Below are 14,657 nucleotides of genomic sequence, written 5' to 3' on the forward strand. Positions count from 1 at the left end.
AGTGGCGGGGCGGTTGTCAATCCTGTCGATGATCATTGTGCTGGTTGTCGCTTGAATCGTTAAGCGCGGATTGCGATGGTGGGGCGGAGCGGTCACCATTCAGAACAAGGTCCATCAAAAACAAGGAAAACAAAGCATGGCCAAGAAAAGAAAATCGTCCTCGGCGCCGCCTTGGTTGCCGGATGTGTTGAAGCAGCGTTTCGAGGAAGAGGGGGCGGGGTCGCCGAAGCGCACGGGCGGCAAGACGGGGGTCAAGGGCGGCGCCAAGCGCTCGGCAGAGTCGGGCTTGGCTGGGCGGGGGCGGCAGGACGATGAGTCGAGTGCTCGCAAGCGCGGCAAGACCGGCACGGCGAGTTCGGGTCGGGTCAGTTCGGGTCGGCCGGGTGCGGGGCCGGATCGTTCGCGCGGAGGGCGTGGCTGGAAGGATCCGCAAGCCGATCGCGAGGCGGCACGCTACGACAATCCGATTGCCAGCCGTGAGGCGATCCTGCAGTTTCTCAGTGAGTACGGTGAGCCGTTGGTGGCCGAGCGCATTGCCACGGCCTTGAACCTGCGTGCCGCTGATCGATTTGAAGCGCTGGGTCGACGACTGGCGGCCATGGTGCGCGATGGCCAGCTACTGATGAATCGGCGCGGCGCCTATGCACCGGCTGAGCGACTGGCGCTGATTCCGGGTGTGGTGATTGCCAATGCCGATGGCTTTGGTTTTCTGCGCGCCGACGCTGGTGGCGACGATCTGTTCCTGCCGCCGGGGCAGATGCGCCAGGTCATGCATGGTGATCGGGTATTGGCCGCGCTGGCCGGCGTGGACAGTCGCGGTCGACGCGAAGCGAAGATCGTGGAAGTGCTGGAGCGCCGAACCAGTCGTTTGGTTGGTCGCTACAGTGAGCGTGATGGCATTGGCCTGGTAGTGCCGGACGACCGGCGCCAGCATCAGGACATCGTCATCCCACATGAGGCGCGCAACGAAGCTCGCAATGGCCAGATCGTGGTCTGTGAGATCACTGCGGCGCCGGAACGCGGGCGGCCGCCGTTTGGCAAGGTTGTGGCTGTGCTGGGCGATGCCTTAACACCTTCATTGGTAGTCGAGATGGCTATCAACGGTCATGGATTGCCGCATGACTGGCCGCAGGCGGTGTTGGACGAAGCCGCGCGGGTGCCCCTGGAAGTTCCGCCCAGTGAACTCGAGGATCGGGTTGATCTGCGCGACATTCCCCTGGTCACCATCGACGGCGAGACGGCCAAGGATTTTGACGACGCGGTGTACTGCGAGGCGAATCGCAATGGATTCCGCCTTCTGGTGGCAATCGCTGATGTTTCGCACTACGTTCAGCTCGAGACCGCGCTGGACGATGAGGCGCAGGCGCGGGCCACGTCGGTGTATTTTCCCGGCTTTGTAGTGCCCATGCTGCCGGAGATGCTGTCCAATGGCATCTGTTCCCTTAACCCGCGGGTTGATCGGCTGTGTTTCGTTTGCGATATGCAGATCGATCACGAAGGCGTAGTGGTGCGGTCGAAGTTCTATGAAGCCGTAATGCGTTCGCATGCCCGACTGACCTATACCGGCGTTTGGGCTGCGATCGGCGAGAAGCAGGCGGAGGCGCGCGATGCGCTGGGTGATCTATTGCCGCATATCGAGCGCCTCTACCAGCTGTTCCAGCTGCTGGCCAGGCAGCGCACTGCGCGTGGTGCCATCGAGTTTGAGAGTGAGGAGATCGACTTCCGGCTTGGTCCAAACGGCGAGGTCGTGCAGGCCGAAGCACTGAAGCGCAACGACGCGCACAAGCTGATCGAGGAATGCATGATCGCGGCAAACGTCGAAGCGGCGCGCTACTTGCTGAAGAAGAAGCTGCCCACGCCATTTCGCGTGCACGACCGGCCGCCAGAGTCGAAGTTCGAGGAGCTGCAGGCGTTCCTGAGCGAATTCGGCTTGCGATTGCCGGCCTGGGAGCGGGTCACGCCGAAGGACTTCACCAGCCTGCTGAAGCGTGTGCGCAAGCGGCCCGACGCCATGCTGCTCGAACAGGTGCTGCTGCGATCACAGGCGCTGGCGGTGTATCAACCGGAGAACATTGGACATTTCGGTCTGGCGCTGGATGCCTACGCGCATTTCACTTCGCCGATCCGTCGCTACCCCGATTTGCTGGTGCACCGAGCGATCAAACATGCGCTGCAGGGTGGCAAGGCAGACAGTTTCAGCTATGCCGCACACGAGATGGCGGCACTGGCCCTGCATTGCTCGGAGTGCGGTCGACGCGCGGACGAGGCCGAGCGTGAGGTCGATGAGCGCTACCGCTGTGCCTGGATGGAACAGCATGTTGGGGCTGAGTTCGATGGCGTGATCAGCGGTGTGCAGAGTTTCGGCATTTTTGTCGAGCTGAAAGAGTCGAAGATCAATGGTCTGGTACATGTCACGCAGCTGCCCAACGACTACTACCACTTTGATCCGCAGCGCAAGCTGATGCGTGGTGAGCACCATGGGTTGAGCCTGCGGCTGGGTGATCAAGTGCGGGTGCTGGTGCTGCGCGCCAGTCTGGAGGATCGCAAGATCGACTTTCGCCTAGTGGCTCACGAGAATGCGCCCCTGCAGTCCGCTGGACGCGGTTCTCGGCCGACGGCAGGTCGCCCTGGGCGTCGCCGCTGATCGGCCAACGATGTCACAATTCGGTGGCGGTGTCGGAGCCGCGGGTAGAGTTGACTATGAGCGAACAATGGATTGCCGGCATCAATGCGGTGAGTTCGGCGCTGGAGCACGATCCCAAGCAGATCGCCGAGGTGCTGATTGAGCAGCGCGCCAAGAACCCACGCCTGAACGACATTGTCGAGATGGCCAAGGCGGCCGGCGTTGCGGTGCGGCAAGCGCCGCCCGATGCGCTGGCTCGGGTTGCCGGAGGCACGCGTCATCAAGGCGTGGTCGCACAGCTTGGCATGCAGCAGAACCTCGGTGAAGGCGATCTCGACGAATTGCTTGGCCGTCTGCAGACGCCGCTGCTGCTGGTGCTCGATGGCGTGCAGGATCCGCACAACCTGGGGGCCTGCCTGCGCTCGGCCGAGGCGGCGGGGGTAGATGCGGTGATCGTTCCGCGCGACCGGGCGGTGGGTATCACCCCGGTGGTGCGCAAGGCGGCGGCCGGCGCGGCTGACCGCGTGCCCTTGATTCGGGTGACGAATCTGGCACGGACCATGAAGTCGCTGCAGGAGGCGGGTGTGTGGATCGTTGGCCTCGCTGGTGAGTCCGACAAGTCGTTCTACGAAATGGATCTGAAAGGCCCGATTGCGATTGCCATGGGCGGTGAAGGCGACGGTCTACGGCGTCTGTCGCGTGAGCACTGTGATTTCCTGGCCAGGATTCCCATGCGCGGCTCGGTGGAGAGCCTGAATGTTTCGGTGGCCACCGGGGTGGCCCTGTTTGAAGCGCTGCGTCAGCGAGGGCTTTGAAATGAACGAAGAGCAAAGTCAGCGTTGGCAAGCCACGGTTGCACGCGGCAATTGGCATGCGTTGCGGCGCGTGGAGACGCTCGATACCCCGATGCGACCGGGCTTGATCGAGTTGCAATTGGAGCAATTTGCCCTCACTGCCAACAATGTCACCTACGCCCTGCTCGGCGAAAGTTATCGTTATTGGGATTTCTTTCCGGCTGCGCCAGGTGAGGCTATCGTGCCTGTGTGGGGCGCAGCCAAGGTGGTAGCTTCCACCGCAGATCTTGTGGCGGTCGACAGTCGCTTCTACGGATTCTTTCCGATGGCTACCCATTGCCGATTGCAGCCGGGGGAGATCACCGGGGGAGGGTTCGTCGACGCTCAGCTGCACCGCCGTGAGCTTGCTGCGGTTTACAACCGCTATGAGCGCCTGCCTGCCGATGCTGGCAAGGACGAATCACTGAACTGTGTGTTCAAGCCGCTGCTGGTGACGGCGGCGATGCTGGCCGAACGACTGCGCAATGCCTTGCCTGCCAAGGGTGGGAGGGTGGTCATGACCAGCGCATCGAGCAAGACGGCCATGCTTAGTGCCTTCTGCGTGCGCCAGTTGTTCGCTGATGCCGTCCCTTTGATCGGCATTACCTCGCCGTCGCGAGTCGCCCGATTGTCGCAATCGGGTCTGTTTGATCAGGTGTTCTGCTATCAGGACATCGATCATGTCGGTGCCGGCCAAGCGGCCAGTGATGCGCTGCTCGACTTCGCTGGCGCCGGTCAGTGGCTTGAGCAATTGCATGATCAGCTTGCCGTCTCATTGCTGTTGTCGCTGCGGATTGGCAAGGCCGATTGGCAAAGCGAGTCAGGGAAGCCAGCGCGAGGTCCTGCGCCAGAGACATTCTTTGCGCCGCGCGAAGTCGAATTGTTCTTTGCAAAGCACGGTGCCGCGGCTTATCGCCAGCGCATGATGATGCTGTGGTCGCGCTTCCTTTCGCAGGCCGATCGTCTGTGTCAGGTGCGAGAAGCGCACGGATTCGACCCGCTCAGCCAGCTGTGGCAGCGGCTGATCGCTGGCCAGGTTGATGATCAGGAGGCCTGGGTGGTGAGGCCGTAGGGTGGAAGTTGAACTCGAAGTTTGAGTCCCAAGCGCGAGATCATTCAAGCCAAGCGGCGAAGTGTAGCAGGCTGCTCAGAACCTTCATCCAGCGTCCGTGGCGCGCAAAACCAGGCTGCTGAAATGAGTCTAAGCAGCCAGCTAATTCTCCTCTCGGTCCGCATGCGGTTTCTTGGCGGTCAATCAGAGCTGATGATGTCCGGCCCCTTGCCGGCGGTTTTCTCGTACACGCCCTTGCCAATCTTCTTGTACTGGGTAAAGCCCTTTTCGCCGATTTTCTTCTCGCTTAACAAGTGACTTCCGCCGATGGCCAGGGCCGGCGCGCAGATCACTCGGCGAATCGCTGCGCCGCATTGCGGGCAGGCACTTAGTTCGGGGTCACTGAGCCTTTGCATTTCATCGAAGCCGGGCTGGCAGTGCGGGCATCCGGCGTGGTTGGCTTGGTAGCGATAGATCGGCATGGTTCAGGCGGCTTGCTCGTCGGATTTGCACGCGAGGCTCATGCTGCGCCATTGATTGACGATGGTGCAGAACAAGGCGGCAGTGCGTTCGGTGTCGTATACAGCAGAATGGGCTTCGCTGGGGGTCCATTCAAGGCCTGCGGCCTGTACGGCACGCGCCAGCACGGTCTGGCCAAAGGCCAGGCCGGCCAGACTGACGGTATCGAAGGTGCTGAACGGGTGGAAGGGATTGCGCTTGTGCTGGCTGCGGGCGACTGCGGCGTTCAGGAAGCCGAGGTCGAAGAATGCGTTGTGTCCGACTAGCACGGCGCGTTGGCAGTTATGTCTGCGCACAGCCTGTCGCACCGGCGCGAACACGTGACTCAGCGCTTCCTTTTCGGGTAGGGCTCCCCGAAAAGGATGGTCGACATCAATGCCGGTAATTTCCAGCGCCTTGGGGTCGATCTGAGCACCTTCAAAGGGCGCCACGTGGCTGGAGGTGATCTCGCCCGGTCGCACCACGCCCTGGTCATCGATTTCAATTGGGCAGACGGCAATCTCCAACAGGGCGTGCCGTGCGCAATCGAAACCACCTGTTTCGACATCGACAACCACGGGTAGAAAGCCGCGAAAGCGATCGGCCATCCGGCCCTGGGAAAAATCGATACTCATGCGCCAAGGATACCAGTGCCGGCAGGGTTGACTGTCGGATCCCTGGCGATGTCCCGGGCACGTCGCCATCCATGGCGCTTTTTCGCCGCCTGACTGTTGTTGGTTTTCAGAGGCTTATGGTCGAAGCTGGCGCGTCACCACCACCAGCAATAGGCCGGCTCCTGCCATGCCCAGCCCCGCAACCGGCAGCAGCATGGCCAGCGGCAAGCCCAGGGCGATGGCCAGAAAGCCCCAGGCGTAGCCATCGGCATTCGGCTTGGGAATGATTTCGCACTTCATCAGATGGGCGATCAGGGCGTCCAGACTGAGGCGACCGGCGCCGCGCAAGACCAGGGGCAGCAGCATCACCAGGAAGATCAGCGGGAGCTTGTAGTTGCCGTGGCCGCGATCGGTGATGGCATAGCCCATCAGAAGATCAGCCACGCCCATGATATCGCTGGGCCAATGCACCGAGGCGATGGCCACGATGGTCAGCACGCTCAAACTGAAGGCGAAGAATCGCGTGGCCAGACCCAGCAGAAGGGCGACTGCTCCGATCAATTCGAACCAGGTGGCCATAGCCCAGGACAGGTCACTCGGTGCCAGGTTGAAGGGGAACGGAAACTTGTCCTGAATGTTCATGAACCAGTTGGTGCCGGAAAACTTTTCCCGTCCGGCCTCCCAGAACTCCCAGAACAGGATGACTCGTAGGGCGAAGGGTGCCAGCCATTGGCCCAGGCCTTCCAGGCGTTCGACAGTGGAATGCCAGAACTCGATTGCGCGTTGCATAGGATGCTTCCTCAGGAAGAATGTCGAGGCATTCTCGCCTCGGTCTGAAAGAGGCGCTGACTAGGCGTTTGGGTTCGCTGTTAGGGCGCCGAGGATCACATCGCGTTGCTGCAACTGTTGCAGCAGCTGGTGGCCTGCTTGAACAAAGGCCTCTGGATCGGCGGCCGCGGCGTTGGTCGCCATCGTGTTCAACAGCTGACCGCCACTCAGCCCAGTCTCATTGCTGGCAACAGTCTGCAGCAGCTGAAACGCCAGCACGTCGATCTGCTTGAAGCGCACTTCGTCTTGGCGGTCGCGCACCACCAGCAGAAAGGTGGCTTCGCCGGGCGCTTCGCCCGGCTGATGATCAGGTCGAATCTGGTGCACCGGAAAACGATAGGCCAAGGGCCAGGCCAGCGAGGACAGCACCGGCGTGCCTTCCAAGAGGCTCAGCCCCGGGACGATCGGCGGGTCGTCAGGGTCCTCCAGCGATAGCGCCAATTCCACCCATTCGTAGTGTGCAAGCTCAAGCAGGAAGGGCGGGTCGCCGTCGCGTTGTCCGCGGGTTTCGAGATAGCGCAGAAACTCGCGCCCAAGCTCAGGAAACAATGGCGTATGGCAGTAGTGCTCGCGGTAGAAATCGCGCACCAGAGCGTGCCAGGGCGCGTCACCGCGCAGGCCGCGCAGCACCGGAAAATTGGACGCCAGGATGCCTTCCAGGCTGTTGTAGAAAAGATCGCGGTAGATCGCCATGCGTCGATCTTCGATGCCGTCAGGGGCTGGATTGTCGTCTGGCGAGCGAAGATGGGCGGCAAAGGCGACCTGCTGATCGCGCAGCCGAGCCGGCGCTTCAAGCGGCCGCATGGCGTTCTGCCGGGTTGACATCGTGTTTGGCTTGAATCGCGCGGATCTGCTCGAGCTCAAGCATCAGATCCGCCAGTGGCGGCAGGTTGAAGTCGCGTTCAAGCAGGGTGGGGCGCAGGCCCACATAACGATAGGCTTCATCGAGAAGCGTCCAGACGGGATCGATCACCTTCGCGCCGTGGGTGTCGACGATCAGGTCGTCGGCTTCCTGGTAGTGTCCCGCGACATGAATGTAGCGCACGCGTTCGCGCGGCAGGGCGTGCAGAAAATCCATGGCGTCGTAGCGATGATTGATGCTGTTGACGTAGATATTGTTGACGTCGAGCAGCAGTTCGCAATCCGAGCGCTGTAGCACCGCATTGATAAAGTCGATTTCTGCCATCTCCTGATGCGGAGCGGCGTAGTAGGAGACGTTCTCCAGCGTCAGGCGCCGGCCGAGGATGTCCTGGGTGCGCTTGATCCGCTCGACCACATGGTCGACGGCCTCTTCGGTAAACGGAATCGGCATCAGATCATACAAATGACCGCCATCGGTGCAGTAGCTGAGATGCTCGCTATAGATCGGCACCTTGAACCGATCGAGAAAGCGCCGCAGCTTGTGCAGAAAGGTTTCGTCGAGCGCATCGGGGCCCCCGATCGACAGTGACAGTCCGTGGCAGACCAAGGGATAGCGTTCACAGGCGGCCGCGAAACGCTTTCCCAGGTCGCCGCCGACGCCGATCCAGTTCTCCGGCGCGACCTCGATAAAATCAATGTCCTGCTCGCCGCGGTTCAGCAGCGGGCCCAGTAGGGCCCGCCGCAGACCGAGACCAGCACTCGCGTTATCGAGTGACTTGATGCTCATCGGCGCAACGCTCGGATCAGTCGCCGCACTTGCCTTCGCCGCACTTGCCTTCGGCTTTCTTGTCGTCTTTCTTGCCTTCGCCGCACTTGCCTTCACCGCATTTGCCTTCGGCCTTCTTGCCTTCGCCGCATTTGCCTTCACCGCACTTGCCTTCGGCTTTCTTGCCTTCGCCGCATTTGCCTTCACCGCACTTGCCTTCGGCTTTCTTGCCTTCGCCGCACTTGCCTTCACCGCACTTGCCTTCACCGCCCTTTTCGTCGCCGACCAGCTGATAGCCCTGGTCGAGATCGGTGACGTTGAAGCTGGAGGCGTTGGCGGTGGCCATGGCCAAGGAACCGATGAAAGCCGCGCCGACGGCCAGCGACAGGGTTTGAATGCGCTTATTGCTCATTTGTAAAACTCCCTAGTGATTGATCGCGGGTGTGGCCCGCAGTGTGCCCGCCGATCGCAGCGGGAATACGTGTCGAGCGGGCCTGATCCTATACGAACAGTTCCGACTCATGGATTCAAATACTCGCGCATCAGCACGCGTGCCCGATGCAGCCGAGCTTTCGCTGCTTCGCGGCTGAGGTCAAGTGTTTCGCAGATTTCGGCGATGGTGAGCTCTTCGACATCGCGCAGGACGATCACTTGGCGATAGTGTGCAGGCAAGGACTCAAGTGCCTGTTCAAGGTCGCATCGCAGGGCATCGACCGGAATCACTACCGGTTGTTCCAGCGCCCGCTCCGGGGCGTAGTCGTGCACATGGCTGCGCCAGAATCGCTTCATGCGGTCGCACTCCCGCTTGACGATGCGGAACAGCCAGCCGTTGAACGCCTCCAGGATGCGCAGCTGGCGAATGCGCCGACTGACGATCAATAGCGTCTCCTGCACGGCGTCTTCGACGTCATGCACAGAGCAATGCCGCTCCGCGTAACGCAGCACACGACTGCGTTCTACGCTCAGCACTCGTGCCAGTGCGCGCGAATCACCCGCGCGGGCGGCTTCCAATTCGTACCCAGTGAGGCTGGTCAAACCTAGCTCTCCGCTGTCCGTGGTTGAAGGATAGCGCGACCTCCGACTTTTGCCACACCTGTCACAGCTTGGCCACGCCAGAGCGAGATCGCTCGTAGACAAAGAGCGGGTTTGGGCCGCAAACGGTGCGCGAGCAGTTTGGCCTGTTCAGGTTGCGTTTAGGTTGCAGCCGGCATCAGGGCGCCGATGTCTTGGTCTTGTAGCGACAAAGGTCGCGAATCACGCAGTGCGGACAGTTCGGCGTGCGCGCCTTGCAGACGTAGCGCCCGTGCAGGATCAGCCAGTGATGGGCATCCTTGAGGAACTCGGCGGGCACCCGCTTGAGCAGGGATTTCTCGACGGCCAGTGGCGTCCTGCCTGGCGCCAGGCCGGTGCGATTGGCAACCCGAAAGATGTGTGTGTCGACCGCCATGGTCGGTTCGCCAAACGCCGTGTTCAGCACGACATTGGCGGTTTTGCGGCCGACGCCTGGCAAGGCCTCCAGGGCCTCGCGGTCACGCGGTACCTCGCCCTGATGATCGCGCAGCAGTATCTCGCAGGTGGCCATCACGTTCTTGGCCTTGGTGTTGAACAGGCCGATGCTGCTGATCAGTTCGCGCACTCGCGTCTCGCCCAGGTCCAGCATGGCTTGCGGCGTTGGCGCCAGCGGAAACAGATGTTTAGTGGCCTTGTTGACCCCGACATCGGTGGCCTGGGCCGACAGCATGACGGCGATCAGCAACTCGAACGGGCTGCTGTACTCCAACTCGGTGGTCGGGTTCGGGTTGATCTCGCGCAGTCGGTCGAATAGCTCGCGGCGTTTTTGCAGGTTCATCAGCCAGGCTCACAAGTGGAAGCAGATTCGACAACGCTGGTGCGCTCGGCGCGACTGCGCTCGATCCGCTGTTTGGCCGCGATCAGCGCCGCCAGCATCAGAAAAGCGCCCGGCGGCAGCATGGCAATCAGCAGTCCGCCCTGGGCCGGATGCCATTCCAGCCAGGGCAGACCCAGCAGGCGCCCGGCACCGGCGAACAGACTGCCTTGGCCGATCAGTTCGCGGCCGGCACCTAACACCAGCAACAGAAGCAGAAAGCCCACTCCCATGCCGAGTGCGTCGAGCAGGGCTGCGCCAGGGGGCTGGCGCGCGGCAAAGGCTTCAGCGCGCCCCATCAGGGCGCAATTGGTGACGATCAGCGGTACGAACAAGCCGAGTACGGCGTGCAGACCCGGCAGCCAGGCGTGCATGGCCAGTTCGATCGAGGTGACCACGGTGGCAATGATGGTGACAAACAGCGGAATGCGGATCTCGCGCCGACTCAGTCGTCGCACTGCCGACACACAGAATTCCACTGCCAGCAGGGCGATCAAGGTAGCGAGGCCCAGTCCGAGCGCATTGACGGCGTTATTGCTGACCGCCAGCAACGGACAGAGGCCGAGCAGCTGTACCAGGCCGGCATTGCCGCTCCACAATCCATAGCCGATGATCTCGCGCGGGCGCATGTTCATTCAGAATCTCGTCTGGCCGTCAGTGAGGCGTGGCGGTCCAGCCTCACCTCACTGCCGGGGGCGGCCGTCGCCAAGGTGCTGTGGTGTTTAACATGCAGATCCGCCACCTGTTGCACAGTTTCGACCAGGGTGCGCGAGGTGATGGTAGCGCCGGCAAGGGTATCGAAGTCACCGCCGTCCTTGTCGACCCGCCAGGCGCTGACTTCGCCGGGCGATCGCTGGCGACGCTCGAACTGGTCGATCCAGTCGCTCTTCTCAGCTTCGATCGCATCGCCCAGGCCCGGCGTTTCGCGGTGTTCGATCACCCGCGCAGCGCGCACCTGACCGGGGGCATCGAGCCCCACCAACAGCCGTATATCGCCAGCATAGCCACGCGGGGCCACCGCTTCGATCACCATCGGCATGTGTTCGGTGGCGCCGCGTCGATACACCTTCATTGGCAGCGGGCTGCCCAGCCAGTCCGGGGCCAGCAGGGTGAAATGATCGGTGCGTCCATTGCCTGTGTCAGCGGGGAGCAAGTCGATCAGTGTTTGGTCGAGCAGGCGCTGCTTGGCCTCGGCGATCGGCTCGCGGGTCACCTCGAACAGCCCCTGCAGAAGGGTGACCGCGAGCAGGGCGCCCAGGGCCAGTCGCGCGGCCGGTCCCATCGTGCGGCCTGGGCGGTGTTCGGTTTCCGGCAGCGTCATGTTTCGCCCACGATGCGCGGCCGCGTATGCAGATCGATCCAGGGAGCGCAGGCGTTCATCAGCAGCACCGCAAAGGCGGCGCCATCAGGGTAGTGTCCCCACAGGCGGATCACGATGATCAGTGCGCCCACGCCGAACGCAAAGATCCACCGGCCACGCGGCGTGGTGCAGCCTGACACCGGGTCGCTGGCGATGAAGAAGGCGGTGACCAGGCTGGCGCCGCTTAGCAAGTGGAACAGCGGTGAGGCGTATTGACCGGAGTCCAGCAGCCACGGCACGGCACTCACCGCCACGATGCCGAGCAGTACACCGGCCGGTGTCTGCCAGCGCAGCAGACCGCGCCACAGTAGGATCAAGCCGCCGAACAAATACGCAGCAGCCATCCAGGGCGTCACCGCAGCGGCGCCGAATGGAAAGCCCGGCGTGTTCAATGCCTCCTCGACGGTGAATCCTTGAGTTAGCGCAGTACGCAAGCTATCCAGCGGCGTGGCACCTGCCAGTGTGTCGACACCCTGGCCTTGCCAGAGCAGGCTCGGCCACTGGCCCAACTCGCGCGGAAAACACAGCAACAGAACGGCATAGCCGACCATGGCCGGATTGAACAGGTTGTGGCCCAGGCCGCCGTAGGCATGCTTGGCCAATACCAGGGCCGCAAACAGTCCGAGCAGCAGGTGGCTCCAGTGACTGCCCGGAGGCAGGCACAGCATCAGCAGGATCGCTGTCACCGGCGCGCTGAGATCGCTGAGGTAGGGGCGCAGCGGTTGCTGACGCAGCCTCAACATCAATGCTTCCAGGCTCAATCCGATGCCGATCACCAGGGCCAGATCTCGCAGCACGACCCAGCCAAACGCGAGGCCATGAACGAGCAGGGCGGGCAGCAATGCCAGCAAGACCCAGCCCATCACCGAGCGCACCTTGGCGACGCTGCGGATATGTGGGGCCTCGCCGGTCTCAAACTGCCGAGTCACGTTTCATCGCCCTGCTTGTGCGCCTGTGCCTTGGCCCGAGCCAGTAGCTTCTGCATCTCGTTGCCCTGGGCGACCTGACGGCGCTTGGCTTCCAGCTTCTGTGTTCGCTCCTCGGCCTGGCGTTGCAGGCGCTGTTGCCGCGATTCGAATCGTTGCCTGGCCAGTTCCGCCGCCCGTTGTTCGCTTCTGCGCACGGCCAAGCTTTGCTTGGCATAGCGAAACTCAGCGCTAAGGGGCAGCTGACTCGGGCAGACGTAATCGCAGCAGGCGCATTCAATACAGGCTTCGAGGCCGTGCTGTTCCAGTCGTGCCTCCTGGCCGGCGCGGCTGAAATGAAAAAGCTGTTGTGGCAGCAAGCCCGCCGGGCAGACCTCGGCGCAGTCACCGCAGCGAATGCAGGGCAGGGCAGTGCTCACCCCGAGCAGCTCCGCCTCGCCCAGCAGCAAGATCGAATTGCAGGACTTGCTGATCGGGTATTGGTCGTGCTCCAGGGCCAGTCCCATCATGGGCCCGCCCATCACTAGACGTTTCACCGGCTCGCGGTAACCGCCGGCAGCCTCGATCAACACAGCCATCGGCGTGCCAAGGGCGACATCGAACACGCCCGGTTGCTGCACGCCGCTGCCGGCGACGCTGACCAGGCGGCGAGTCAGTGGAACGCCGGACAGGGCGTCTCCCACAGCCAGTACTGTGGCCACATTCATCACCATCACCCCGATATCGCGCGGCAGCCGGCCGCGCGGCACTTCGCGGCCGGTGATGGCTTGAATCAATTGGCGCTCGCCGCCTTGCGGGTAGCGGCCGTCGACCACGCGCAGTTCGATGTCGCTCGCATCAGCCAAGGCCTGCCGTACGGCGCTGATGGCTTCCTGCATCGGCTGCTCGATGGCGATGCAGCAGCGCTGTGCCTGCAGCAGGCGACGCACCAATCGGGCGTCGTCGATCAGTTGCACCGCCCGCTCACGCAACAGGCGGTCATCGCAGGCGATATAGGGTTCGCACTCGGCCCCATTGAGGATCAGCCAGTCGCGACTGTGCGCCAGCTTGTCATGGGTTGGAAACCCCGCGCCACCCAGGCCGGCCACGCCGGCATCGCGGATCAAGGGCAGGGCCTGTTCAATGCCGCCTTCGAATGGCGGCCCGCGTCTGGGTGAAACTATATGTTCAGGGTGGTCGGGCTTGATCACCACATGCCAGCCAGACAGCCGGCTCGGATGCGGCAGCGGCCGTTGTTCGATGGCGCTTACCCGCCCGGCACAGGGCGCGTGGATCGGCACGAAACGTGGGTCATCGCCGCAGCTCAGGACTTCACCGGCAAGCACGGCCTGGCCCGGTTCGACGCGCGGGCGTCCCTCGCTGCCGGCGTGCTGCAGCAGGGGTATCGCCAGTTCCCGTGGCAGCGGACACAGCGCTATCGGCCGCGCCGCAGCCTCCTTGTGCGCGGGCAGCCGCAGTCCGCCGGGAAAGCCCTCGCCAGGCACGGCGATCAGCGCCCCTTGAACTCCGCTGGGCGACGGGCGAGAAAGGCCTGCGTGCCCTCGCGCATGTCCTCGGTCGAAAAGGCCACGGCGAAGGCCTGAGTTTCGAATTCCAGGCCAACGTCCAGCGCGCTCTCGGCGCCAACGGTGATCGCCTCGATCACCCCGCGCAGCGCCTGCGGTGCCAGTGCCGCCATGTGTTCGGCGCGCTTCTGAACTTCTTCGGCCAGCTGTTCGGGTTCAAACACGGCATTGATGATTCCGAGTTGGTAGGCACGCTCGGCGTCGATCTGCTCGCCCAACAGGCAAAGCTCCAGCGCGGCGGCGCGACTGGTCAGACGCAGCAGGCGCTGGGTACCGCCAAAGCCCGGAATAACGCCGAGGTTCACTTCGGGTTGGCCGAACTTGGCCTTGCGACTGGCCAGGCGCAGGTGGCAGGCCATGGCCAGCTCCATGCCGCCGCCGAGACAGAAACCCGCCACCTCGGCGATCACCGGCTTGCCCAGGGTTTCGATCTTGCGCATCAGTCGTTGGCCGAAGCGGCTCAATTCACGTGCCTCGATGGGGCTGAGCTCAGCCAGTTCGCTGATGTCGGCACCCGCCACGAAGGCCTTGCCGCCAGCGCCGCTGAGCACGATGACGCGAACCGTATCGTCTGCTGCCGCCTGATCGAAGGCCTGATGCAGGTCGGCCAGCGTTTGCCGGTTCAGCGCGTTCAGCTTGTCGGGACGGTTGATGATGATGCGGCGGACGGCGCCGGCGTCTTCGCAATGCAGGGTTTGAAACGCCATATAAATCCTCGGCTTAGATGAATGGATCTGGGCAACGCAAAAGCAGGAAGCCATTGTAGCCGGCCAGGGAACTTGTTCCGCCTTTGCTGGTCAATCAGCGTCCGAAGGGCCCGCTGGGCCAATCCTGTCTGGTTCCTGTG

The 14,657-nt window shown here is 62.7% G+C and carries 16 protein-coding genes; 3 read left to right on the plus strand and 13 right to left on the minus strand.

Annotation, left to right across the window (positions count from 1 at the left end):
* Positions 1–136: 136 nt before the first annotated feature.
* The 3 genes from rnr to IFO71_RS12395 are packed head-to-tail and all read left to right on the plus strand — an operon-like array spanning position 137 to position 4,528.
* The gene (rnr, locus tag IFO71_RS12385; protein ID WP_192029954.1) at positions 137–2,644 is read left to right on the plus strand and encodes a ribonuclease R; all 2,508 of its coding nucleotides are present in this window, start codon (positions 137–139) and stop codon (positions 2,642–2,644) included.
* Positions 2,645–2,700: 56 nt separating this feature from the next.
* The gene (rlmB, locus tag IFO71_RS12390; RefSeq protein ID WP_192029955.1) at positions 2,701–3,438 is read left to right on the plus strand and encodes a 23S rRNA (guanosine(2251)-2'-O)-methyltransferase RlmB; all 738 of its coding nucleotides are present in this window, start codon (positions 2,701–2,703) and stop codon (positions 3,436–3,438) included.
* A 1-nt stretch (position 3,439) separates the two neighbouring features.
* A complete protein-coding gene (locus IFO71_RS12395; protein ID WP_192029956.1) occupies positions 3,440–4,528 on the plus strand; it encodes a DUF2855 family protein in 1,089 nt (362 codons plus the stop codon).
* A 179-nt stretch (positions 4,529–4,707) separates the two neighbouring features.
* On the opposite strand, the gene IFO71_RS12400 is transcribed toward IFO71_RS12395, so the two are convergent.
* The 13 genes from IFO71_RS12400 to IFO71_RS12460 all read right to left on the minus strand — a co-directional run bounded on the left by IFO71_RS12400 (position 4,708) and on the right by IFO71_RS12460 (position 14,517).
* The gene (locus IFO71_RS12400) at positions 4,708–4,989 is read right to left on the minus strand and encodes an FmdB family zinc ribbon protein (protein WP_192029957.1); all 282 of its coding nucleotides are present in this window, start codon (positions 4,987–4,989) and stop codon (positions 4,708–4,710) included.
* A gap of 3 nt (positions 4,990–4,992) precedes the next feature.
* Positions 4,993–5,640: a ribonuclease T gene (rnt, locus tag IFO71_RS12405; protein WP_225444602.1), complete on the minus strand. Its 648-nt coding sequence runs from the start codon at positions 5,638–5,640 to the stop codon at positions 4,993–4,995.
* Positions 5,641–5,754: 114 nt separating this feature from the next.
* A complete protein-coding gene (locus tag IFO71_RS12410; RefSeq protein ID WP_192029958.1) occupies positions 5,755–6,408 on the minus strand; it encodes an HvfX family Cu-binding RiPP maturation protein in 654 nt (217 codons plus the stop codon).
* 60 nt (positions 6,409–6,468) lie between these two features.
* A complete protein-coding gene (locus IFO71_RS12415; protein ID WP_192029959.1) occupies positions 6,469–7,251 on the minus strand; it encodes an HvfC family RiPP maturation protein in 783 nt (260 codons plus the stop codon).
* The gene (locus tag IFO71_RS12420) at positions 7,238–8,095 is read right to left on the minus strand and encodes an HvfB family MNIO-type RiPP peptide maturase (RefSeq protein WP_192029995.1); all 858 of its coding nucleotides are present in this window, start codon (positions 8,093–8,095) and stop codon (positions 7,238–7,240) included. Before IFO71_RS12420 ends, IFO71_RS12415 begins: the two co-directional genes overlap by 14 nt.
* Positions 8,096–8,111: 16 nt before the next feature.
* Positions 8,112–8,486, minus strand: a complete 375-nt coding sequence (locus IFO71_RS12425) for an HvfA family oxazolone/thioamide-modified RiPP metallophore (RefSeq protein WP_192029960.1) — start codon at positions 8,484–8,486, stop codon at positions 8,112–8,114.
* Between the two features lie 107 nt (positions 8,487–8,593).
* Positions 8,594–9,109 carry an RNA polymerase sigma factor gene (locus tag IFO71_RS12430; protein ID WP_192029961.1) on the minus strand — a complete coding sequence of 172 codons (516 nt, stop codon included), beginning with the start codon at positions 9,107–9,109 and terminating at the stop codon, positions 8,594–8,596.
* Between the two features lie 175 nt (positions 9,110–9,284).
* Positions 9,285–9,923, minus strand: coding sequence for an endonuclease III (nth, locus tag IFO71_RS12435; protein WP_192029962.1), 639 nt, complete (start codon positions 9,921–9,923; stop codon positions 9,285–9,287).
* Positions 9,923–10,594 carry an electron transport complex subunit RsxE gene (gene rsxE, locus IFO71_RS12440; RefSeq protein WP_192029963.1) on the minus strand — a complete coding sequence of 224 codons (672 nt, stop codon included), beginning with the start codon at positions 10,592–10,594 and terminating at the stop codon, positions 9,923–9,925. The genes nth and rsxE overlap by 1 nt, the downstream gene beginning before the upstream one ends.
* Entirely contained in the window at positions 10,591–11,280 is a 690-nt protein-coding gene (locus IFO71_RS12445; protein WP_192029964.1) for an RnfABCDGE type electron transport complex subunit G, read from the minus strand. Before IFO71_RS12445 ends, rsxE begins: the two co-directional genes overlap by 4 nt.
* Positions 11,277–12,248 (minus strand): RnfABCDGE type electron transport complex subunit D, encoded by a 972-nt coding sequence (locus IFO71_RS12450; RefSeq protein WP_332309370.1) that lies wholly within the window; start codon positions 12,246–12,248, stop codon positions 11,277–11,279. Before IFO71_RS12450 ends, IFO71_RS12445 begins: the two co-directional genes overlap by 4 nt.
* Entirely contained in the window at positions 12,245–13,729 is a 1,485-nt protein-coding gene (gene rsxC, locus IFO71_RS12455; RefSeq protein WP_192029965.1) for an electron transport complex subunit RsxC, read from the minus strand. The genes IFO71_RS12450 and rsxC overlap by 4 nt, the downstream gene beginning before the upstream one ends.
* A 5-nt stretch (positions 13,730–13,734) precedes the next feature.
* Positions 13,735–14,517 carry an enoyl-CoA hydratase-related protein gene (locus IFO71_RS12460; RefSeq protein ID WP_192029966.1) on the minus strand — a complete coding sequence of 261 codons (783 nt, stop codon included), beginning with the start codon at positions 14,515–14,517 and terminating at the stop codon, positions 13,735–13,737.
* Positions 14,518–14,657: the final 140 nt, after the last annotated feature.

The sequence above is a fragment of the Pseudomarimonas arenosa genome (genome assembly GCF_014841215.1).
Lineage (GTDB): Bacteria > Pseudomonadota > Gammaproteobacteria > Xanthomonadales > Xanthomonadaceae > Pseudomarimonas > Pseudomarimonas arenosa.

What these genes read in the sequence shown, in the direction of transcription:
- IFO71_RS12425 (WP_192029960.1), bottom strand. Translation starts at nt 8,486, where the DNA reads ATGAGCAATAAGCGCATTCAAACCCTGTCGCTGGCCGTCGGCGCGGCT.
- IFO71_RS12460 (WP_192029966.1), bottom strand. Translation starts at nt 14,517, where the DNA reads ATGGCGTTTCAAACCCTGCATTGCGAAGACGCCGGCGCCGTCCGCCGC.
- IFO71_RS12415 (WP_192029959.1), bottom strand. Translation starts at nt 7,251, where the DNA reads ATGCGGCCGCTTGAAGCGCCGGCTCGGCTGCGCGATCAGCAGGTCGCC.
- rsxE (WP_192029963.1), bottom strand. Translation starts at nt 10,594, where the DNA reads ATGAACATGCGCCCGCGCGAGATCATCGGCTATGGATTGTGGAGCGGC.
- IFO71_RS12395 (WP_192029956.1), top strand. Translation starts at nt 3,440, where the DNA reads ATGAACGAAGAGCAAAGTCAGCGTTGGCAAGCCACGGTTGCACGCGGC.
- IFO71_RS12410 (WP_192029958.1), bottom strand. Translation starts at nt 6,408, where the DNA reads ATGCAACGCGCAATCGAGTTCTGGCATTCCACTGTCGAACGCCTGGAA.
- IFO71_RS12445 (WP_192029964.1), bottom strand. Translation starts at nt 11,280, where the DNA reads ATGACGCTGCCGGAAACCGAACACCGCCCAGGCCGCACGATGGGACCG.
- rlmB (WP_192029955.1), top strand. Translation starts at nt 2,701, where the DNA reads ATGAGCGAACAATGGATTGCCGGCATCAATGCGGTGAGTTCGGCGCTG.
- rnt (WP_225444602.1), bottom strand. Translation starts at nt 5,640, where the DNA reads ATGAGTATCGATTTTTCCCAGGGCCGGATGGCCGATCGCTTTCGCGGC.
- rnr (WP_192029954.1), top strand. Translation starts at nt 137, where the DNA reads ATGGCCAAGAAAAGAAAATCGTCCTCGGCGCCGCCTTGGTTGCCGGAT.
- IFO71_RS12420 (WP_192029995.1), bottom strand. Translation starts at nt 8,095, where the DNA reads ATGAGCATCAAGTCACTCGATAACGCGAGTGCTGGTCTCGGTCTGCGG.
- nth (WP_192029962.1), bottom strand. Translation starts at nt 9,923, where the DNA reads ATGAACCTGCAAAAACGCCGCGAGCTATTCGACCGACTGCGCGAGATC.
- IFO71_RS12400 (WP_192029957.1), bottom strand. Translation starts at nt 4,989, where the DNA reads ATGCCGATCTATCGCTACCAAGCCAACCACGCCGGATGCCCGCACTGC.